This is a genomic window from Epilithonimonas lactis, assembly GCF_900110605.1.
Classification (GTDB): domain Bacteria; phylum Bacteroidota; class Bacteroidia; order Flavobacteriales; family Weeksellaceae; genus Epilithonimonas; species Epilithonimonas lactis.
Genome location: NZ_FOFI01000002.1, coordinates 499,905 through 520,860 on the forward strand (window position 1 = coordinate 499,905; position 20,956 = coordinate 520,860).

The window sequence follows — 20,956 nt, forward strand, 5'->3', positions numbered from 1 at the left end:
CTGCCTCAAAATTATATCTAGGAGACATTAATTAAAAAAATAATGGTCCGAATGGTCGGAAATTCCGACCAAACTGTCAATTCTCAGGATTAAACAAAAAAAAAGAGACTTAATAATTAAGCCTCTTTTAAATTTTATATGGATGAAAAATTAATCTCTCATTCTTGCGATAACATCTATTCCACCTTTTGTCTTGTCTCCGATTTTGCAAAGGATTTCGGTGTCCAGCGGCAGGAAGACGTCCATTCTGGAACCGAATTTGATGAATCCAAATTCGTGACCAGCTTTTGCTTTATCTTCAACATTACAATAGAAAACAATCCTTCTCGCCACATATCCTGCAATTTGACGGAAAACAACCTGATGATTGGTCAAACTTTTCACGGCAACAGTCGTTCTTTCATTTTCAGTAGAGGATTTCTCGTGCCAAGCCACCAAATATTTTCCTGGATGGTATTTTTTATAAATCACGTCACCACTCACCGGATAACGGCAAATATGAACATTCAAAGGTGACATAAAAATAGAAACCTGAATGCATTTGTCTTTGATGAATTCGTCTTCAATGACTTCCTTTATCATCACGACTTTCCCGTCCACTGGCGCTACCACGTTTTCCGTATGGTCCAGAATGGCTCTCGTTGGAACCCGGAAAAACCAGAATATCAAACCCAACATCACCAATAGTGGAATTAAGATGACCAAAGACCATAATTCTAAATAATAAATGGATATCGTTCCAATAAATGCAATAAACAATATTGCAACAATCAAAGTCCCTTTTGATTCTTTATGTAGTTTCATATAATTAGACTAATTTTTCTAAGATAAAATATAAATATATAACCGGAACGCAAATGATAAAGCTATCAAGCCTATCAAGTACACCACCGTGACCAGGCATAATATTTCCGCTGTCTTTGACTGCAAAACTACGTTTTAACTGACTTTCTACCAAATCTCCCAACGGAGCGAAGACGGAAACTAGGAATCCAACCATCATCCAGTTTCCTCTGAGTTCAGGAAAATATTGCTCCACGAAGAATCCTAAAACTAATGTCAGAACTACGCCGCCAGCAAATCCTTCCCACGTTTTCTTAGGCGAAATCCGCGGTGCCATCTTGTGTTTTCCAAAGAATTTCCCTGTCAGATAAGCAAAAGTATCGCTGCTCCAAATCAATACGAAAAGCATAAAAATTTCTAACGTAAAAGTCTTACTTGTATCCAACGTACTGAATTTAGGTAAGCCTAATGAAAATGCGAACGGTAAAGTCACATAAACGACAGTGAAAATCAGTTTTCCATTTTCGAAGTATAGTTCTCTGGAATATTTGAAAAGTGTAACGACAGCTATTACTATTAATCCTAATGCAAGGATTTCGCTGAAATAATTGTTGATGCTGTAGCCGTTAAGAAAATCGTGGTTGAAAAATCGTTTGGTAAATCGGTAGTAAATAATCGCAGCAACTGGAAAAACGAGCCATTTGTAAATGCTGTTATCAAATTTCATTAGCCTAATGCATTCGTACAATCCAACAACCAGGAACAGTGTCATCAATCCGTAAAAAAGATATTGCTGTTTTACTTGTGGCAGGAAACTGCTAAAGAGATTTTCGCCAAGCGGCGTGGTGCAAATAGCAATAACCAAAACATAAATGATCCCGGAAATTGTACGCTGAATGAAATTTTTATCCAAAACTGAAATTTAATCTTCCAGCAAAAGTAAGAAAAGTTTGGTATTATCCTTATTAGGTGTGTCTAATTTGGACTGACTTCCGCTGATAGAGGTCAGATTTTTAAGATTTCCTGCACGTTTTACTTTCATCATTGCCTCGTTCAGATTGTTAGCGATCTGAGAAACGTTTGCCATAATGATGATCTTACTTGGCAATCTTGAAGAATGATAGTGAAGGATATTGTTGTGAGAAAGCATAATTCTGCCGTCGAAAGCGATCAGATATTCGCAAGTGATGAAAGCAGCGTCATTTTGTTCGGTGAGCTCTGGCGTGTAAGGAGTCTTGATGACGTCCAAGAAATTTCTCAGATCCTGGTCCCAACAGAAAACATCTTTTACCTGCTCGATTTTAATGATCTGATTGAGCGTTTGTAAGGCTTCGGATTCATCTGCGCAATAATTAAAAAATCCCCCTGAATGCGTAAAAAGTTGCGCAAATTTATAATCAAGATCTGCATCGCGAAGTTGGTCCGCCAGTTTGGTCACATCTGGCTGCTCCTCTTCGGGCTGATTCATTATCTTATTGACGAGTTTTTTGAACAGACTCAATTTAGTTATGCTTTAATTAATACAAATGTAAAAAAATAATTATAATAGGTTAAAAACCAAAACTTTATTTTAACAAAAAATCCTAAATAGATTAGGATTTTTTGTTATTATTTAAATTTTGAACAGTTTAACTGTCTGTATTTAAGACATTTCCAGCATCAGCAGGATTATCTAAACTTGATACAGGTTTTTCTGTCAATTCTGGGTCCCAAGCGCGTTTTCCGAAAATTTCTTCAAGATCTTCGCGGAAGATCACTTCTTTTTCCAAAAGTTTCTGAGCCAAGGCATCCAGTTTATCTCTATTTTCTGTCAAGATATGGACCGCTCTTGCGTATTGCGTTTCGACCAATTTTGAGATTTCTTCATCAATCAGTTTCGCTGTTTGCTCAGAATATGGTTTTCCAAAACTATACTCAGATTGACCTGAACTGTCATAGTAAGAGATATTTCCTACTTTATCATTCAGACCATAAATTGTAACCATTGCTTGAGCTTGTTTCGTCACTCTTTCAAGATCGGACAAGGCTCCTGTGGAAATATTCCCGAAAACAGCTTGTTCCGCTGCTCTACCGCCCAATGTTGCACAAATCTCGTCCAACATTTGCTGAGTAGTGGTCAATTGTCTTTCTTCCGGAAGATACCAAGCGGCTCCAAGTGAACGTCCACGAGGAACGATTGTTACTTTTAAAAGTGGCGCTGCGTGCTCTACCAACCAAGATATCGTTGCGTGACCAGCTTCGTGGAAGGCAACTCTTCTTTTTTCGGAAGGTTTGATGGCTTTATTTTTCTTCTCTAGACCACCGATAATTCTATCGACTGCGTCCAAGAAATCTTGTTTGTTTACGGATTCGTGAGAGTTTCTTGCTGCAATCAAAGCGGCTTCGTTACAAACATTGGCGATATCAGCACCGCTGAAACCTGGTGTTTGTTTTGCCAAGAATTCTCTATCGATGGAGTCATCCATTTTGATCTTAGCCAAGTGCACATCAAAGATCTGCTGTCTCTCGTGCAATTCCGGAAGATCTACATAGATCGAACGGTCAAAACGGCCAGCTCTCATCAATGCTTTATCCAAAATATCGGCACGGTTTGTAGCAGCCATCACTATCACGTTGACATCAGTTCCAAAACCGTCCATTTCTGTCAGTAATTGGTTCAATGTATTTTCGCGCTCGTCATTTCCACCTTGGAAACCACCTTTTCCTCTCGCTCTACCAATCGCATCGATCTCATCAATGAAAATAATGGCTGGCGATTTCGCTTTGGCCTGAGCAAAAAGATCTCTTACTCTGGAAGCTCCAACACCCACGAACATTTCAACAAAATCAGAACCTGAAAGTGAGAAGAACGGAACTTTAGCTTCACCTGCAACAGCTTTCGCCAACAAGGTTTTACCAGTTCCCGGAGGCCCTACCAATAGAACACCTTTCGGGATTTTACCTCCCAATTTTGTATATTTTTCAGAATTCTTCAAGAAATCTACAACTTCCTGAACTTCCTCTTTTGCACCTTCCAATCCTGCAACATCTTTGAAAGTGATCTGCATCTTGTCTTTCTCGTCGAACAATTTGGCTTTAGATTTTCCAATACTGAAGATCTGTCCGCCAGGTCCGCCTGCGCCACCGCCCATTTTTCTGAAAATGAAGAAGTACAACAAAGCGAAAAGTCCACCCCAAAGTGCTAAAGTAAACAGCAACTCGGAGAAACCACTTTGGCTTTTACCAAATTCCATTCTTGCCTGTGTAGGCAGTTTGGTATTGATGCTTTCGAATCTCTCCTGGAAATATCTAAGATCACCATATGTCAAAACAAAATCCGGACTAGGTTTGATATTGATCGCAGAAAGAGGATCGCTTTCCTTCTCTGTCTTTTTAAGTTCGGCTTTCGCTGCTTTTGTAAGGTAAACATCAGCTTTGAAGTTGTCTCTATAGACCATTACTTCGCCAACTTTCCCTTTTTCTACAAGTGTGTAAAATTCTTTTTCATCAATGTTTTTTACCATAGAATCTCCAAGAAGTCCTGGAAGAAATATGAGTAAAATGAGTCCCAATAAAACGGGTATGAACCAGTTGAATCCTTTGTTATTCATTTTTATTTTTTAAAGATTGATGATGCTAAAGTGCATCTTTTAACTTTCTATTTTTGTGATCTTTGCATCACCCCAAAGTTCTTCGATGTCGTAATATTCACGAATCTCTTTTTGGAAAATGTGCACGACCACGGAAACGTAATCCACTAAAACCCACATAGAGTTCTCAGTCCCTTCTACATGCCAAGGTCTGTCATTGAGGTCGTTTCTTACGTTTTTTTGGATATTGCCGGCGATTGCCGAAACTTGTGTATTGGAATTTCCACTGCAGATGATAAAAGTTTCTGCTGCAGCGTTTTCTATTCCTGTTAAATCGAAGACCAAAATATCTTCACCTTTTGTATCTTGAATCGAATCTACGATCTTATCGATTAATAATTGTTTTTCTGTAATTTTACTCATTCAAAAAATTGTCTAATTTGCAAATTTATTGATTTTTATCTATTTATCTTTCCTTTCTCATGTTTATTATCTCTTAAAGTTTTCATAAATGACCTGTTTGCACCACTTCGAAAATTGTTTTTCCACCAATGACGAAATCCTCTCTGTTTTAAATGAAGACGAATCAACTGCTGTTTTTACTTTTAATCAAACAAAAGGTCGTGGCCAATATGGAAATATCTGGAAGGTAGATCCGAATGAAAACCTGGCTTACTCGCTCGCCTTGAAAACTTCAAAAGTCAATATTTCCGATACATTCCTCAATTACTATACCGCTATCATCGTCCGGGATTTTCTTGCCAATCTGACAAACGCCGATACAAAGATCAAGTGGCCAAATGATATCATCTTGAATGGAAAAAAAGTTTGTGGAATCCTTATCGAGAAAAAGAAGATTAATCATGAAGAATATTACATCATCGGAATCGGCATCAATGTTCTTCAATCTGATTTTTCAAACCTTCCTAAAGCTGGTTCCGTATTGTCTGTCACAGGTTTAAGTTTTGACTTGAATCAATTTGTCACTGAATTTCATCAATATTTAATTTCAAGAATGAAAGACATGGATTCGGACGAAATAATATTGAACACCTATAACCACTCACTTTTCCGAAAAGATGAGATCTCTGTTTTTCAGAAAAACGATTTGCGCCAAAATGGCATCATCAAAAATGCTGACAAAAATGGTTTTCTTTGGATCAACTTGGAAAATGATGGCTTGCAGAAATTCTTCCACAAAGAGATTGAACTTCTATATTAACTTCGGAATTTAAAACAAACAGTTTTACGATAAACAAATTACTGATTCGCTCTTTTAATGTAAAGATAGGCCGCGATTGGCGCAAAGATGATATTCGGAAGCCACATAGCTAATAAAGGTGGCAAACTTTTGTTCTCAGAAACAACATTCAAAACCTGGAAAGAAAACACGAAAAGAAATGCCAAAGCAATTCCCAAAGCCAAATTCAAACCTAAGCCACCGCGCTTCTTCTGAGACGCCAATGACAGTCCTAGAAATGTTAAGATTATAATCGAAACTGGCATAGAAGTTCTTTGATAAAGCTCGTTGTAAAAGGACGTGACATTGTTATTACCTTTCATTTTTTCACGGTTTATCAAATTGATCAATTCAGGCGTGGTTTTATTCTGTGCCACCAATTTGTCCGGAAACAATTCTGAGGGCGGCAATTTGAAATCCTGGATCTTCGTGGTACCTTGACCTAAGATCTCCATGTCATTTTTGCCGGCAGTTCTCTCGATATAATTATTGATAATGAAATGCTTTTTCTGTGCATCCCACTGGATATCCATTGCGGTGATCTGGTAGACCAGTTTTTTGTTCTTGTCAAACTTCTGATACATATAGCCATTACCACGATTTTCCTTCTTGTTGTAGCTATTGACAAAAATATAATCAGAAAGGGTGATGTTTGAGGCGATGCTCATGTTCCCCAATAATTTTTCCTTGTTGACGCTGTTGTAAGTGTAAGGTTCCAGAACATTTTTCTTGATATTGGCCCAAGGCAAAATGAAATGGTTGACCGCCAAAGTCATTATGAATATCAACAACGAGGTGATCAAATACGGTCTTGCAAACCTGTGGAAACTAGCACCACTACTGATGATGGCAACGATTTCCGTATTATTCGCCATTCTGGAAGTGAAGAAGATCACCGTGATGAAAACCAGAATCGACATAAAGGTCAGAATCAAATTCAGGATCCAAAACGGATAAAAATTAAGCAAGAAATAACCAACCGTAAATCCGTTGCTCTCGATCCTCGGCGTTTTTGCCTGCACATCCACAACCATAATGATGATAGACAAAAGCGCCAACATAAAAATGAGGGTTCCCAAATATTTTTTGATGACGTAAAGGTCTATGATTTTCATCGAGTTATAATTGATAAATGATGATTGATAATTGCTTCTCTGTTGAGTCTTTTTATTTTTTTCTTAAGTCTTTTAAAGCCTTGTCTTCAACTGTGGAATGATTGAATCTTTCCATTGGTAAAAGTCTCCAGCAACGATGTGCTCTCTCGCAACTTTAACCAGATCTAGATAAAACGCCAAGTTATGAATCGATGCAATTTGTTTTGCCAAATATTCCTTCGAAACGAAAAGGTGACGCACATAAGCCTTGCTGTAAGCGCTGTCCACAAAACTCGTCCCAAACTCGTCGAGCGGAGAGAAATCTTCTTTCCAACGTTCATTTTTCATATTCATCACACCTTGCCAAGTGAAGAGCATTGCGTTTCTTGCATTTCTGGTCGGCATTACGCAGTCCATCATATCTACACCGAAACCAATACTTTCTAGAATATTCCAAGGTGTTCCAACGCCCATCAAATATCTTGGTTTGTCTGTCGGGAGAATGTCCGTCACTTCATTTGTGATCCTGTACATTTCCGGTTCTGGTTCACCAACGGAAAGTCCACCGATTGCGTTTCCTTCTGCACCAGCCTCTGAAATCACCTCAGCCGAAATTTTTCTTAGATCAGAATAACAAGAACCCTGAACAATTGGGAACAATCTCTGTTTGTGACCGTACAATTCTTTGTTTTCCTCAGTCCACGTGATGCATCTTTTCAACCAACGGTGCGTAAGCTCCATTGATGTTTTTACAGCGTTATAGTCGCTTGGATAAGCAATGCACTCATCAAAAGCCATAAAAATATCCGCACCGATTTGTCTTTGAATTTGCATCGAAACTTCTGGTGACATAAAATGCAAACTACCGTCGATGTGCGATTTGAACTTCACACCTTCTTCCGTGATCTTTCTGCTTTTTGCTAAAGAAAAAACCTGATAACCACCGGAGTCTGTCAAAATTGGTAGATCCCAATTCATAAACTGGTGCAGTCCGGCCGCTTTTTCCATAATATCCATCGTTGGACGTAGCATCAAATGGTAGGTGTTTCCTAAGATGATCTGTGCTTTGATGTCTTCTTTAAGTTCCCTCTGGTGAACGGTTTTCACAGAGGCAACAGTTCCCACCGGCATGAAGATCGGGGTTTGGATCTGTCCGTGGTCGGTATTGATAACTCCAGCTCTAGCTTTGGACTCTGAAGTTTTTTCGATTTCAAAAAATTTTTGCATAATTTATCTCGCTTGCGGCGGTATTCCCGGATTCTCTTTTAATTTTTTATCGATGAAAGCCTCAGCTTTCGGGTCTTTGGCTACGATGATCTTCTGAGCATCCTCCAGAATCTCTGTGATCACTTCAGGTTTCGTCATGTAATATTCGTAGCTTTTAGTGAACAATTCACCTTTGATCTTATACTTTTTTAGAATAAATCTTGCCGCATTTTCGGAATTGATGCCAGTTCCAATCGTATAATTCTGCTCATTTATGGCAAAATCTGCAATGATCTCGGACATCTTGTCTTCTGGCAACAGACCTTTCGGTTTTTCTATCGCTTCTGCACAGGACAAAACGCTGAAAATCATTGATATGTAAAATAAATACTTCATGATTTACAATTTTCCGATCAGATTTTTCCATTTCAAATTCAGAACACCAAAAATCGCTTCCTGGATGATTCCGCCGTTCATTTTGCTCACGCCTTCTGTCCTATCTGTAAAAATAATTGGCACTTCCACAATCTTCAGATCTTTTTTGAAAACGCGATATTTCATTTCGACCTGGAAACCGTAACCTTTCAGTTTGATCTTATCGAGACCAATGGCGATCAATGTTTCTTTTTTAAAACAAACAAATCCCGCCGTCGTGTCGTGAATTGGAAGTCCTAAAACGAATCTCACATATTTCGAAGCAAAATAAGACAACAAAACCCTTCCCATCGGCCAGTTCACCACATTTACACCTTGAGAATATCTGGAGCCAACGGCCATATCTGCCGATTTGCAAGCTTCGAAAAGCCTGAGAAGATCTTTCGGATTGTGGGAAAAATCGGCATCCATCTCGAAGATGTAATCATATTCGTTGTGGATTGCCCACTGGAAACCGTGAATATACGCTTTGCCAAGTCCGTCTTTGATCTTTCGAACGGTCAAATGCAATTGAAGCGGAAATTTTTCACGAAGATTTTTGACGATCTCAGCCGTTCCGTCTGGCGAAGAATCGTCCACCACCAAAACGTGGAAATCCTGTTCCAAAGCAAAAACAGCCGAAATGATCTTTTCGACGTTCTCTTTTTCGTTGTAGGTGGGAATAATGACAAGTTTCTTCATTCGGCAAATAATCCGCAAAGATAATCTTTAATCGTTAATGTTTATTTGGCGCGGTGGAAATTAACTTTTTTTAATAGAATCTCGAAAATCCAATACAATCTGAAAATTAAGATTCATCGTATATGATTATATAATAAATGAAATGCAAAAATCTATCATCACACTCTTTTTATTTGCCTTAATGATCATCAGTTGCAAACCGACTATGGCTTACAAAGATATTTCCTACACCAAAAATCATAAAGGAGAAGATGTAAAGCTCAATATTTTCACACCGAAAAAAATCAAGGACAAAAATCTTCCTGTCCTCATTTTCGTTTACGGCGGAAATTGGAACACGGGAAATAAAAACAAATACAATCTTCTGGGGAGAAACTTTGCCCGAAAAAATATGGTGGTCGTGATTCCAGATTACACTTTGAGTCCGAATGCCGATGTTAACGAAATGACCGAGGAAATCGCGTCAGCCATTCAATTCACAAAAGCCAATGCGAAAAAATATCACGGAAATCCAGAACGAATTTTCATCTCAGGTCATTCCGCAGGCGGGCAATTATCAACTTCTGCGGTAATGAATCCCAAATATGGAATTCCAGAGAAAACGATTTCGGGAATTATCCTAATTGATGGTGCTGGGATTGATATGAAAAATTATCTCCAAAAATATCCGCCCACAGCTGAAGATAATTACGATATCACGTGGAGCAAAGACCCAGAAAAATGGAAACAAGCGTCGTCGATTTATTTCATTAATGAAAAAACGCCACCTTTTATGATCTATTTAGGCAAGAAAACTTATCCTTCCATAAAAATCGCAAATGAGAATTTTTTGAAAGCATTGAAAACTTTACAACCAGATGTCAAACCAATTATGCTCAATAAAAAGCACGTCCCGATGGTCTTGCAATATTTTTTGCCCTGGAGCAAAAGGTTTGATGAAGCGGTGAATTTTATGGAAAGTGTGAAATAATTTTCCCACTTAAAATCCAAGTACCAAAAAGAATAAGACTAAATAAACCATAAATGTGATCTCAAACAACTTCATTTTATATCTATAAATCGCAATGGTGTTGATTATCAAAAGAAAAAGACAGAACAAGGAAAAGAAAAACTTTGTAAAGGATTTGATGTTGTAGTAGAACAAATCCGTCCATTTCGATTTCGTCTTTAAGGCAATGTAAAACTTATCTTCACCACTTTCTAAAGTTTCGCTTTCATTAATAAAGAAAGTCAGTTTTTTATTGATGGAAGTATTCAAAATTGCTTGGTCATCTTTGAAATAAGAAAGCATCCCGTTTCCTGAATTGTAAAAAATACCAGGATATTCCTTGGTCTCAAACATAAAATAAGCAACTCTGTTTCCGCTTTTCCTAACTTCGGTTACCGTTGCGCTAACTTGTTTTAAAGCATTATTCGAAATGAGAATTTTCCCAGGAATATAAAATATGCCGACGACAGACATTAATATGACAAAGGTTTTGAAACTCATTTTGATTTTGGAAATTTCTTAATGAATTAAAATTAGGGATAATATTAGAAAAGAAGGAGAATCTAAACTTAAAAATTATCTCAATTATTTAACTTACAAATAAACCGATAACAATTTCTAATTCTTATTTTTGCAAAAAATTTGAAGCTTGGTAAGAATAGCAGAACATAACGATTGGGTGGTATATTGTATTCTCGGGAGTATTTTTGCCTATATCATCGTGCTTTCTGTTTTCAATCGCGATGCAAACATCAAGGATTTTTTGACTCAGAAGATCGAAGATTCTAATAATTTGACGCCGTCTTGGACCATCATTTCCATTGTTAGAAGCGTGATGATCGCCGTTCTGTTGTCTCAATTCGTACCTATCGTTCCGAAATTTATTTCCGATATTCAGTTGTTTGGCGTTCAGCTCAACAAGTTTGGTTTTGCCTTCTTAGCTGTGATTTCTTTTGACATTATCAAGAATGTGCTCACGTTTTTATTTTATAACAGCATTGGCGATGGGAAAAATCTGAAAGGCTTGGCTTTGATATCCAGCAAGTTCTACTTCCTGGAAACCATCGGACTCATCATCGCTGGATTTGCTCTCTACTTCTATCCTTTGGATCTGGTACAATATTTTTATGTTATCATCATTGTACTAATTTCCTTGTTCGTATTGAAAAACCTCATCTATATTTTTCATAAGCAAGCTATTTTACCCGAAAAATGGTATTATAAATTTTTGTATATTTGCACGCTTCAAATAGTACCCGTATTGGTACTTTGGAAGTTCTTATTTTATTAAATGTAACACACACATTTTAAGATGAAAATCAAATCTATTTTAGTTTCACAACCAGCACCTAACGAATCTTCGCCTTATTTGGAGATCGCAAAGAAAGAGAAGATCAAAATTGATTTTCGTCCTTTTATTCACGTTCAAGGTGTGGATGCGAAAGATCTGAGAACGCAGAAAATTGACCTTACTCAGTACACAGGCATTATTTTCACAAGCAAAAACGCGATTGATCATTATTTTCGATTAGCAGAGGAAATGAGATTCACAGTGCCAGATGCAATGCGTTACATCTGCCAGTCCGAAGCGATTGCCAACTATTTGCAGAAGCACATCGTTTACAGAAAGAGAAAGATCAGCTTCGGCGAGAAGACTTTTTCTGACCTGGCGCCATTGTTCAAAAAACATCCATCAGAAAAGTATCTTTTGCCATCATCAGATATCTTGACACCAGAAGTTCCAAAAGTTTTGGACTCTTCAAACATCGATTGGACAAGAGCGATCATGTACAAAACAGTTGCGAGTGATTTGACCGATATCAATATCGACGATTACGAAATGTTGGTGTTCTTCAGTCCACAAGGAATCAAATCTTTGAAGATCAATTTCCCAACATTTGAACAGAAAGAAACGAAAATTGCTGTTTTCGGAACCACAACCCAAGCGGCTGCAGAAGAAGCTGGATTGACCGTCAACGTGATGGCTCCAACGAAAGAGACGCCGTCTATGACAATGGCGATTGAAAAATATATCAAAAGCATCAATAAGTAATTATTGATTACATAAATCAAAGCCGTCCCGGAATTTTCGGGATGGTTTTTTGTTTAATTTTGTTAAATCTGATAATCACCTCAGAAAACTTTTAACCACATAGACACATAGTTTTCTGAAATTTAAAAAAAATTATAAGTTTAAATAGGAAAGGCATTCTAGGCTTTGTCTATTTTTTCTTAAAGTAATTTGAATCTATGTGTCTATGTGGTTCAATTAATACCAATTTCAAAATGAATGCTCCAAAAGCAAAAAAAATAGAAAAACTTCTCGAAATTCACAACGACCAAAGGAACGACCCTTATTTCTGGATGAATGAAAGAGAAAATCCCGAAGTCATCAAATATCTGGAGGAAGAAAACGCCTACACAGATTTTGTGATGAAGGAAACAGAAGACCTTCAGAACGACCTTTATGAAGAAATGAAAGCCCGCTACAAAAAGGATGACGAGTCTTTGCCTTATTTTTTCAATCAATATTGGTACATCGTCCGTTATGAAGATGGGAAAGAATATCCGATTTTCTCACGAAACTTTCAAACCTTGGAGAACGAAGAAGAGATTCTTTTGGATGCGAATGTTTTGGCTGAGGGAAAGGAATATTTTGATATTGGGAGCATTTCTATCAGCGTTAATAATGATATTTTATCTTTTTCAACGGATGTTGTCGGGAGAAGGATTTATAAGATTTTCTTCAAGAATCTAAAAACCGGCGAAATCTTCGGAGACGAAATTGACAACACGACCGGAAAAGCGGTGTGGTCCAATGATAACAATTATGTCTTTTACATTAGAAAAGATGAAAGTCTGAGAGCTTTTCAAATCCATCGCCACGAGTTGGGAACTGAAACTGAAAAAGACGTTCTGATTTTCCACGAGGAAGATGAGACTTTTGACGTTAATGTTTACAAAACCAAGACTTTAGATTATATTTTCATCTCTTCATCAAGCACGAATGAAGATGAACACAGATTTATTCCTTCCAATGATGTCTTTGCAGATTGGAAAATCATTCAGGAACGAACTGAGGATTTGGAATATTCGGTGGAGCATTATCAGGATGATTTTTACATCATTACAAATGCAGATGATTCTACCAACTTTAAAATTGTAAAGACCAAAGTCGAAAATCCTTCTATTGAAAACTGGGAAGACTTTATTCCGCACAGAGAAAATGTATTGTTGGAAGGTTTTGAGATTTTTAATGAATATTTCGTTTTGGAAGAACGGGAAAGCGGACTTCTTCAAATCAAAATTATCGAAAGCAAAACCGGAGATTACCATTATCTGCCATTTTCCGACCCGACTTACACGGCGTACATCGGAACGAATATGGAATTTGACACCGAAAAATTGCGTTTTGGTTACACGTCTTTGACAAAACCCGCTTCGACTTTCGAATATGATATGAAGGAAAAAGCCACGAAACTCCTGAAAGAACAGGAAGTTTTAGGCGGGAAATTCAACAAAGAAAATTATATCTCAGAACGAATCTGGGCAACGGCAAGAGACGGAAAAAAAGTTCCGATTTCATTGGTCTATCACAAAGACACACCAAAATCCGAAAACACGCCACTTCTACTCTACGGCTACGGAAGTTACGGCCACACGGTGGATGCGAGCTTTTCCAGCGTACGATTGACCTTGCTTGACCGAGGTTACATCTACGCCATCGCGCACATCCGAGGCGGAGAATATCTTGGCCGAGAATGGTACGAAGATGGAAAAATGCTTCAGAAAAAGAATACCTTTTTTGATTTCATTGATTCCGCAAAATACTTAATATCAGAAAATTACACGTCGCCAAAACACCTTTACGCAATGGGCGGAAGTGCCGGTGGACTTTTGGTTGGTGCGGTGATGAATTACAATCCGGAACTTTTCAACGGGATTGTGGCGCAAGTTCCTTTCGTGGACGTAGTTTCGACGATGTTGGATGATACGATACCATTGACCACGGGCGAATACGACGAATGGGGAAATCCGAATGAGAGGGAATATTATGATTATATGAAAGCCTATTCGCCTTACGATAATGTAGAAGCAAAAAATTATCCTAATATCTTAATCACAACAGGATTCCACGATTCTCAGGTTCAATATTGGGAACCCGCAAAATGGACTGCGAAATTGAGAGAATTAAAAACGGATGACAACATTCTGATTTTCAAAACCGATATGAGTTCTGGTCACGGCGGTGCGAGCGGACGATTTGAAAGTTTGAAGGAAATCGCTTTGGAATACGCGTTTCTCTTAAAAATAGAAAATAATGAATAACATTATATATATTGTAATAATAATTGGGATGCTTTTTTTATTAAAATTTGGAATTAGGATATTTAAAAATCCTGAAATTATTAAAAAGAAAAGTGATGACAGGAATCGTAAAAACCTATACGGCAAATTTATGCTGAAATATTTCCCAATGTCATTATCAATGTATAAAATCACTTCAGTTTTTATAATTTGCTATGCCTTAATTGTAATTGTACTGTTAATTACAAAAATAATAAATCCTAAATTTTAAAATGACAGAAGCAGAAATCTGGAAAAAAGTAGAACATTTTTTCGAAGTTAATTTTCAAACCGAAAAAAATCCGCCAATCGATACATTACTTTTTATCATTGGTGTTCAGGAATTGGGAAGCGGACAGCAGAAATTCACGAAAGATGATAAGGTCAATCTTTTGCACATCGCGGTTTGCAGATTGTTGGAGCCTTTTGGTTATTATAAATTCACGCATTACGAAGATGGTTGGCCTCATTATGACAAACTCGATGATTTGCCAGAATTGAAACCAAACGAACAATCGCTCTTGATGAAAAAAGCGATTATTCAGTATTTTCAGGATGAGGAGATTGATTTGGATTAAGAATTAAAATTATTTCCCCAGCCCTAAAGGGAGTAATTTTAATTCTGTGACAGTAAATCTTCCAACTGATTCAATCCCATTTTGAAACCTTCTTCAAAGCCCATTTCCATAATTTGAGCCAGTTCATCTTTGGAATTGAAATGCAGATTGAAGGTCATTCTTGTACCTTCATCGATTCCAGTGAAGCCTATCAGCCAAGTGGTTTGTGGTAAATCAGTTTTTACTTTTCCTTTGTCATCAGCGAAAGCATCTGTCCACGAGATACTTCTGTGAGGCATTATTTCGCCAAAGTTTGTGATTGCAAATTCCTTCTCGCCTTCTGGACCAACCATTGCGTACAGCCAATTTCCACCTTCTCGGAAATCCATTTTTTCGGTTTCGCACTTCCAAGGTTTTGGTGCCCACCATTGGTCTATCAATTCGGATTGGGTAAAATAATCCCACAGTTCTGTCACGTCTGCATCATAAATCTTAGAAATATAAGCCGTTGCAGAATCTAAATCGGTGTTGAAAATAATCTCTGAATTCATAACGTTATCTATTTATAAAACTTAATCATAAAAAATCACACCAAACTTTTCTTATGGCAACATATTTGATTATTCACAAAAAAATGTTAAATAAGTCGATTTTAAGAAAAATTTAATAATTTCAAACGTGATTTTTTATCGCGACATTCTTAAAATCAGTAATTTTAACTTTTCAAACTTAAAACAACTTATGAACAACAAATTCATTCCGATTATTTCTGTATTTATGACAATCTCGTTGATCGTTTTTGTCTCTTTACAGTTGTATTGGATCAAAGAATTATATACCTCTCTGGAACAGGATTTCTCCAACAAAGTCTATTCCGCATTAGAAAGTTCGACTCAAAAGGTAAATCAGATCGAGGTCAACAAGTATTGGAATGAGACCTATGGCGGCGTTGGGAAAGAAGTTTTGGCATCGGCCAATCAACCTACAAAAACTTATATTCAGCAAAGTTCAGATTCGGCAAACCGTTCTAATATTCTATTTCAAACGAGCATTGTAGAAAAGCAGAACATTCCGGTTTCTGCAAAAGGCGATACGCTTTACACCACGAAACTCTACAAAGATGAAGGTCAATTGAAGCTGAAAAGAAACTCACCAGAACCGCTTACAACCAACATCAGCAGAGACATCGACAATAATTCTTTCCAAATGAAAGAGTTTGCGAGGTTGAGCGCAACGAATCTACCAATCGAAAAAAGAGTTGATGGCAAAACCATAGACTCTGTGATCTCCAAGGAATTGAGACTCAAAGGAATTGATACCAAATTTGGTTACGGCGTCATCAACAAAACCAATAAGTTGACGACCATTGCAAATAACATCTATCTGGATCAAAAAGATAAGATGAATTACACTTATCCACTTTTCACAGACAGCAAGGATAGAACGCTTTACACGCTCGCCGTTGTTTTTCCAAGGAATGACCTTTCTTTGGTGAAGCACAATTTGCCGATGCTTTTGGGAACCTTCATCTCGTTGTTGACGATTCTTGGAATCTATATTATTTCCATTAATTATATGATGCGTCAGAAGAAAATCGCGGAGATCAAGACGGATTTCATCAATAATATGTCGCACGAGTTCAAAACACCTTTGGCAACCATTTCCGTAGCGGCAGATTCTTTGGCCAATGATAAGATCGCGACCAATCCTGATAAAGTGAAATACTACTCCGGATTGATAAAGCAAGAAAATCTGAGGATGAAAAAGCAGGTGGAAACCGTGCTGAATATGTCCAAATTAGAACGAAACGAAATGCCTCTCCATTTGAAAGAAACCAATGTGAGACAACTGATAAAAGACGTGGCAGAATCTTTCCGACTGATTGTGGACCAACGAAATGGCACTTTGACAACGGACTTCAACGCAACCAAATATAATTTTTTGGTGGATGAATTTCACATCTCGAATGCCTTGATCAATCTTTTGGACAATGCTAACAAATACTCACCAGAAACGCCAGAAATAAGAGTCAGCACACGAAACGAAGGCAACTTCTACGTCATCGAAATTTCTGATAAGGGAATGGGAATGGATGGCACCAACAAGACGAAGATCTTTGAAAAATTCTTCCGGGAGGAAACCGGAAATATCCATAATGTAAAAGGGCAAGGTCTTGGATTGTCATATGTAAAGAAGATCATTGAGATCCATAAAGGTCAAATATCCGTAGATTCTCATAAAGGAAAAGGAAGTACGTTTACCATAAAATTGCCAATGGTTTAAAATATAAACGATAAATGAAGGATGATAAACAATTCTAAAAATCATTTATCTCAAATCAATTATTAATCAAAGTAAAATTAAAAATATGAGCAATAGAATATTATTAGTAGAAGACGACCAGAGTTTTGGTGCAGTTCTGAAAGATTACCTTACGATAAACAACTTCGAGGTTACCCTGGCGACCGACGGAGAAATGGGACTGAAAGAGTTTACAGAAAAAGAATTTGACATCTGCATCTTTGATGTGATGATGCCGAAAAAAGATGGATTTTCTTTGGCAGAAGATGTGAAGAAAATCGATAAAAATACACCGATTATTTTCCTGACTGCGAGAAACTTGCGTGAGGATATATTGAAAGGTTATCAGATCGGAGCAGATGACTACATCACGAAACCATTTGATACTGAATTACTTCTTTATAAGATCAAAGCAATTCTACAAAGAAGTGCTGTTTTGGAAAACGAAGATCAGGAACAATTCAAGATCAGCAATATCTTCTTTGACTCTATGCTTAGACAATTAAGAGTCAATGAAAATGATTACAAATTATCTCCAAAAGAAAATGAACTTTTGAAGTTGCTTTGCATCCACAGAAACGACTTTATGCCAAGAGATCTTGCACTGAGAAAAATCTGGAAAAAAGAAAATTACTTCACCGCGAGAAGTATGGATGTTTACATCGCAAAGCTGAGAAAACTTTTGAAGGACGACGATGGATTAGAGATCATCAACGTTCACGGAGAAGGTTTCCGTCTATTGGTAAAGAATCCTTAACATAAACAAAAATCCCTTCAGAAAACTCTGAAGGGATTTTTTCTTTCCTTTACTTTTTACTTAATTCGTTGCCATTTTCTGTTCCGGAGAACCTAAGATCTGGTCTTTTTGTTCGTTTCCTTTCAGCCATTGTGAGCTCGAAAGATAATTTTGATCTGGATAATAGATAAAGAGACAAGTTCTGTTTTTTATCGTATTGATGATGGGTTGCGCCAATTCTCTAGGAACTGCGGGACATCCCCAACTTCTCCCCAATCGCTTTTCAGCTTTGATAAAATCCTCACTCACGTACTTTGCGCCGTGCATCACGATGCATCTTTCCAGTGCCGCATCATTGTAACCTTTGTCCATTCCGAACAATCTCAAGGAATAGCCGTTGTCTCCGTTGTAAGTCTGCTCTGTGACGTAGAATCCGAGACTTGACTGGTGCGAATCCTCCGTGTTGGAAAAATTCATTGCAAACTCTTCACCTGTCCCTTTTCCGTGTGCTACCAGGGAATTGAACAGTATTTTTTTCTCTCCAGTATCGATCACCCAAAGGCGTTTTCTGTTGGAAGACAGGCTGAAATCACAGATCGAAAGCACTTTCGATGTCTGTTCCAGTTTGCCAGATTTTTTCAAATTTTGGAATCCTAAAAATGCTTTTTCAAAGACTTCAAAATTCAATTTTTCTCCTTCAAACTGTAGATTGTTGTACACTTCTTCCGCTTCATTTACTGGTGAGAAATTCTTTTTAGGACTTAGTTTTATTTCTTTGATCGTCATTGGAGATGGAGAAAGATTCTCGGAGCTCGCTGGAAAAAAAGAGGTTGTGATCAAATAAAACAATCCTAATAACAATGGGAATTTCTTCATAAATTAATGATATTTCTTTTATTTTTTAGTGGTGCAAAATTACAATTATATCATTTTCAATAAGTTATTGCAGTAGCTTTTAACAGTTCTTTAGGAAACTTTAACTCAAAATGACAATTTATGGAAGCTTTTTATTAAGATTTCATTATGATAAATCATTACGCTAAATGTTAAGCTTGAAATCTTGATTCAAATGATAGAAACGAATTATAAATTAATAAATTGCATTATTAATATGGAAGATATGTCAATACTCAAAATCGCAGGTGTAAACATGGATATCGCTTGGAAGGATAAAGCACAGAATTTCAGAACGATAGAAAATGAATTTTTGGATACAAAAGCTGATATTTTTCTGCTTCCAGAGATGTTTTCTACGGGATTCTGTATGGAGGCTGAGGAAGTGGCGGACCGACATTTAGAAACTTTGACCTGGATGAAATCTTTCGCCAGATCAAAAAATTCTGCTGTTGCTGGAAGCGCGTCTGTGGAAAAGAATGGGAAATTCTACAACCGGTTTTACTTCGTTTTTCCGGATGGGACTTTTGAATATTACGACAAGAGACATTTGTTTTCCTACTCTGGTGAAGATAAGATCTATACAGCCGGAACAGAAAGAAAAATCGTTGAATACAAAGGTTTCAGGATTCTTTTGCAGGTTTGTTTTGACTTGCGTTTCCCTGTTTTCTCCAGAAATCAAGATGATTACGACGCGATTCTGTATGTTGCGAATTGGCCAAGTTCCAGAGTTGAAGCTTGGAAATCTTTGTTAAAAGCCCGTTCTATCGAAAACCAATCTTTTCTTTTTGGATTGAATAGAATTGGAATTGATGGCTACAAAAATGATTATGAAGAAAGTTCGTTGGTCTATTTTCCTGATGGAAAAGAAATTTCGAAACGAGAAAATAATATTGTTCTTTCTGAATGGAATTTGGAAGAACTAAAGGAATTTAGGACCAAGTTTCCGTTTTTGGCGGAGAGAGATGAGTTTGAAATTTAATTGTAGTTTTGCGAAAAATAAAATATGAAAAAAATATTTACATTGCTGTTTTCAAGTTTCATCTTATTTTCTTGTTCCAGAGATGATGATAAAGTACAAACACAAAATGATGATGCCCTGATTACAAAAATGAGTCTTATATTATACCCAAATTCTTTACCTTACAATAACTCTGAATTAAGTTTTTACTTTCAATACGATAACAACAAACGTTTAATTAAAAAAACAGGAGGCTTTTTATCTGTTTCCGGTTCTAGCGGATATAATGGCTTTTTTACAGATAAAATTTATACAACATTAACTTATATAAATAATAAAGTCACTGTAGAAAACTTCTCATCTTCTCCCGACTTTACAGTTCCTAAAAACTCTAAATATTATACAATAGATAACAATCAAATTATACAAAAGGAAGTTCCCAATAATTATTATGGTAGTTATCGTGATGAAAAACAAACCTTTAAATATACTAACAATAAAGTTGTGGAAATCTCTACAACATTACCAAACCTGCCATACTTTCCACCAGATGATTATATAGAAACTTATCTGGAAAAATTCTATTATGACACAAATGGAAATTTGACAAAATCGGAATACTTTGAACAACACGATGGTATCAATAAAGGAATAAAAATAGTCAGGACTTTTGGAGACTATGATAATTCTATTAATCCTTTTAAAAGATTTTATTTGTTGGATGAATATTTTTATAGATCAATCTCTAAAAATAATTTTAGAAAATACACAGAAGTTAAATATAATGAGGCAGGAGGTATTATATCAAATTCAGAACAGGCTTGGACTTTTAAGTATGATTCGAGTGGAAATATTATAATCAATTAGAATATTGCTCCAACACTCCAACCAAAGAATTCACATCGTGAACGCCGCTCTCTTTCCAAAGCATTTCTCCATTTTTGAATACTGCAAGAGTCGGAACTCCTCGCACATTGTACTGATTGGCGATGGACGGAAATTGGTCGATGTCAATTTTTACAATTCTGGCTTTTTCGCCAACTTTTTCTTTTACAGAATTCAAAACCGAAGATTGCACTTTGCAAGGCTGACACCAAGTGGCAAAAAAGTCAATGAGAACTGGTCGTTCGGATTGGATAAGTTCTTGAAATTTTTGTGACATTT

At 36.9% G+C, this 20,956-nt stretch carries 23 protein-coding genes; 10 read left to right on the top strand and 13 right to left on the bottom strand.

Annotation, left to right across the window (positions count from 1 at the left end; all coding sequences use genetic code 11):
- Positions 1–150: 150 nt before the first annotated feature.
- From BMW39_RS07510 to rsfS, 5 genes are all read right to left on the bottom strand, one after another.
- Positions 151–804: a phosphatidylserine decarboxylase family protein gene (locus BMW39_RS07510; RefSeq protein WP_034973513.1), complete on the bottom strand. Its 654-nt coding sequence runs from the start codon at positions 802–804 to the stop codon at positions 151–153.
- Positions 805–808: 4 nt separating this feature from the next.
- Positions 809–1,696, bottom strand: coding sequence for a phosphatidate cytidylyltransferase (locus tag BMW39_RS07515; protein ID WP_034973515.1), 888 nt, complete (start codon positions 1,694–1,696; stop codon positions 809–811).
- A 9-nt stretch (positions 1,697–1,705) separates the two neighbouring features.
- Positions 1,706–2,284, bottom strand: a complete 579-nt coding sequence (locus BMW39_RS07520; protein ID WP_034973517.1) for an LUD domain-containing protein — start codon at positions 2,282–2,284, stop codon at positions 1,706–1,708.
- 127 nt (positions 2,285–2,411) lie between these two features.
- Positions 2,412–4,373 (bottom strand): ATP-dependent zinc metalloprotease FtsH, encoded by a 1,962-nt coding sequence (ftsH, locus tag BMW39_RS07525; RefSeq protein WP_051879828.1) that lies wholly within the window; start codon positions 4,371–4,373, stop codon positions 2,412–2,414.
- Between the two features lie 39 nt (positions 4,374–4,412).
- A complete protein-coding gene (rsfS, locus tag BMW39_RS07530; RefSeq protein WP_028121978.1) occupies positions 4,413–4,775 on the bottom strand; it encodes a ribosome silencing factor in 363 nt (120 codons plus the stop codon).
- Positions 4,776–4,863: 88 nt separating this feature from the next.
- Here rsfS and BMW39_RS07535 point away from each other — a divergent pair, with 88 nt between their 5' ends.
- The gene (locus tag BMW39_RS07535; protein WP_034973519.1) at positions 4,864–5,574 is read left to right on the top strand and encodes a biotin--[acetyl-CoA-carboxylase] ligase; all 711 of its coding nucleotides are present in this window, start codon (positions 4,864–4,866) and stop codon (positions 5,572–5,574) included.
- 38 nt (positions 5,575–5,612) lie between these two features.
- Here the strand turns inward: BMW39_RS07535 and BMW39_RS07540 are convergent, their stop codons facing one another.
- From BMW39_RS07540 to BMW39_RS07555, 4 genes are all read right to left on the bottom strand, one after another.
- Positions 5,613–6,707, bottom strand: coding sequence for an LptF/LptG family permease (locus BMW39_RS07540; RefSeq protein WP_034973520.1), 1,095 nt, complete (start codon positions 6,705–6,707; stop codon positions 5,613–5,615).
- Between the two features lie 72 nt (positions 6,708–6,779).
- Positions 6,780–7,913 (bottom strand): tRNA guanosine(34) transglycosylase Tgt, encoded by a 1,134-nt coding sequence (gene tgt, locus BMW39_RS07545; RefSeq protein ID WP_034973521.1) that lies wholly within the window; start codon positions 7,911–7,913, stop codon positions 6,780–6,782.
- Positions 7,914–7,916: 3 nt separating this feature from the next.
- Positions 7,917–8,288, bottom strand: a complete 372-nt coding sequence (locus BMW39_RS07550) for a DUF4296 domain-containing protein (protein WP_034973522.1) — start codon at positions 8,286–8,288, stop codon at positions 7,917–7,919.
- A 3-nt stretch (positions 8,289–8,291) separates the two neighbouring features.
- Positions 8,292–9,008: a polyprenol monophosphomannose synthase gene (locus BMW39_RS07555; protein ID WP_034973523.1), complete on the bottom strand. Its 717-nt coding sequence runs from the start codon at positions 9,006–9,008 to the stop codon at positions 8,292–8,294.
- Between the two features lie 142 nt (positions 9,009–9,150).
- Here BMW39_RS07555 and BMW39_RS07560 point away from each other — a divergent pair, with 142 nt between their 5' ends.
- Positions 9,151–9,978, top strand: a complete 828-nt coding sequence (locus BMW39_RS07560; protein WP_034973524.1) for an alpha/beta hydrolase — start codon at positions 9,151–9,153, stop codon at positions 9,976–9,978.
- 9 nt (positions 9,979–9,987) lie between these two features.
- Here the strand turns inward: BMW39_RS07560 and BMW39_RS07565 are convergent, their stop codons facing one another.
- Entirely contained in the window at positions 9,988–10,497 is a 510-nt protein-coding gene (locus BMW39_RS07565) for a hypothetical protein (RefSeq protein WP_131474272.1), read from the bottom strand.
- A 148-nt stretch (positions 10,498–10,645) separates the two neighbouring features.
- Between BMW39_RS07565 and BMW39_RS07570 the strand changes: the two genes are divergently transcribed.
- The 4 genes from BMW39_RS07570 to BMW39_RS07590 all read left to right on the top strand — a co-directional run bounded on the left by BMW39_RS07570 (position 10,646) and on the right by BMW39_RS07590 (position 14,921).
- On the top strand, positions 10,646–11,287 hold the full coding sequence (locus BMW39_RS07570; RefSeq protein ID WP_034973526.1) for a DUF4271 domain-containing protein: 642 nt from the start codon (positions 10,646–10,648) through the stop codon (positions 11,285–11,287).
- 21 nt (positions 11,288–11,308) lie between these two features.
- Positions 11,309–12,049: a uroporphyrinogen-III synthase gene (locus BMW39_RS07575; RefSeq protein ID WP_034973527.1), complete on the top strand. Its 741-nt coding sequence runs from the start codon at positions 11,309–11,311 to the stop codon at positions 12,047–12,049.
- A 233-nt stretch (positions 12,050–12,282) separates the two neighbouring features.
- Positions 12,283–14,325, top strand: coding sequence for a S9 family peptidase (locus BMW39_RS07580; RefSeq protein ID WP_034974246.1), 2,043 nt, complete (start codon positions 12,283–12,285; stop codon positions 14,323–14,325).
- Positions 14,326–14,576: 251 nt separating this feature from the next.
- A complete protein-coding gene (locus BMW39_RS07590) occupies positions 14,577–14,921 on the top strand; it encodes a hypothetical protein (protein WP_034973529.1) in 345 nt (114 codons plus the stop codon).
- Between the two features lie 38 nt (positions 14,922–14,959).
- Here the strand turns inward: BMW39_RS07590 and BMW39_RS07595 are convergent, their stop codons facing one another.
- Positions 14,960–15,451, bottom strand: coding sequence for an SRPBCC family protein (locus tag BMW39_RS07595; RefSeq protein WP_034973531.1), 492 nt, complete (start codon positions 15,449–15,451; stop codon positions 14,960–14,962).
- 190 nt (positions 15,452–15,641) lie between these two features.
- Here BMW39_RS07595 and BMW39_RS07600 point away from each other — a divergent pair, with 190 nt between their 5' ends.
- Both BMW39_RS07600 and BMW39_RS07605 read left to right on the top strand, forming a co-directional pair.
- Positions 15,642–17,183, top strand: coding sequence for a sensor histidine kinase (locus BMW39_RS07600; protein ID WP_034973533.1), 1,542 nt, complete (start codon positions 15,642–15,644; stop codon positions 17,181–17,183).
- A gap of 85 nt (positions 17,184–17,268) precedes the next feature.
- Positions 17,269–17,958 carry a response regulator transcription factor gene (locus BMW39_RS07605; protein WP_034973539.1) on the top strand — a complete coding sequence of 230 codons (690 nt, stop codon included), beginning with the start codon at positions 17,269–17,271 and terminating at the stop codon, positions 17,956–17,958.
- Between the two features lie 60 nt (positions 17,959–18,018).
- Here BMW39_RS07605 and BMW39_RS07610 read toward each other — a convergent pair whose 3' ends face one another.
- Positions 18,019–18,813, bottom strand: a complete 795-nt coding sequence (locus tag BMW39_RS07610; RefSeq protein ID WP_051879830.1) for a murein L,D-transpeptidase catalytic domain family protein — start codon at positions 18,811–18,813, stop codon at positions 18,019–18,021.
- Positions 18,814–19,057: 244 nt separating this feature from the next.
- Here BMW39_RS07610 and BMW39_RS07615 point away from each other — a divergent pair, with 244 nt between their 5' ends.
- Complete coding sequence (locus BMW39_RS07615; protein ID WP_034974249.1) at positions 19,058–19,813, top strand: amidohydrolase; 756 nt, start codon at positions 19,058–19,060, stop codon at positions 19,811–19,813.
- 24 nt (positions 19,814–19,837) lie between these two features.
- The gene (locus BMW39_RS07620; protein WP_034973541.1) at positions 19,838–20,659 is read left to right on the top strand and encodes a hypothetical protein; all 822 of its coding nucleotides are present in this window, start codon (positions 19,838–19,840) and stop codon (positions 20,657–20,659) included.
- On the opposite strand, the gene BMW39_RS07625 is transcribed toward BMW39_RS07620, so the two are convergent.
- A complete protein-coding gene (locus tag BMW39_RS07625) occupies positions 20,652–20,954 on the bottom strand; it encodes a thioredoxin family protein (protein ID WP_034963504.1) in 303 nt (100 codons plus the stop codon). The genes BMW39_RS07620 and BMW39_RS07625 overlap by 8 nt on opposite strands.
- Between the last annotated feature and the right edge of the window lie 2 nt (positions 20,955–20,956).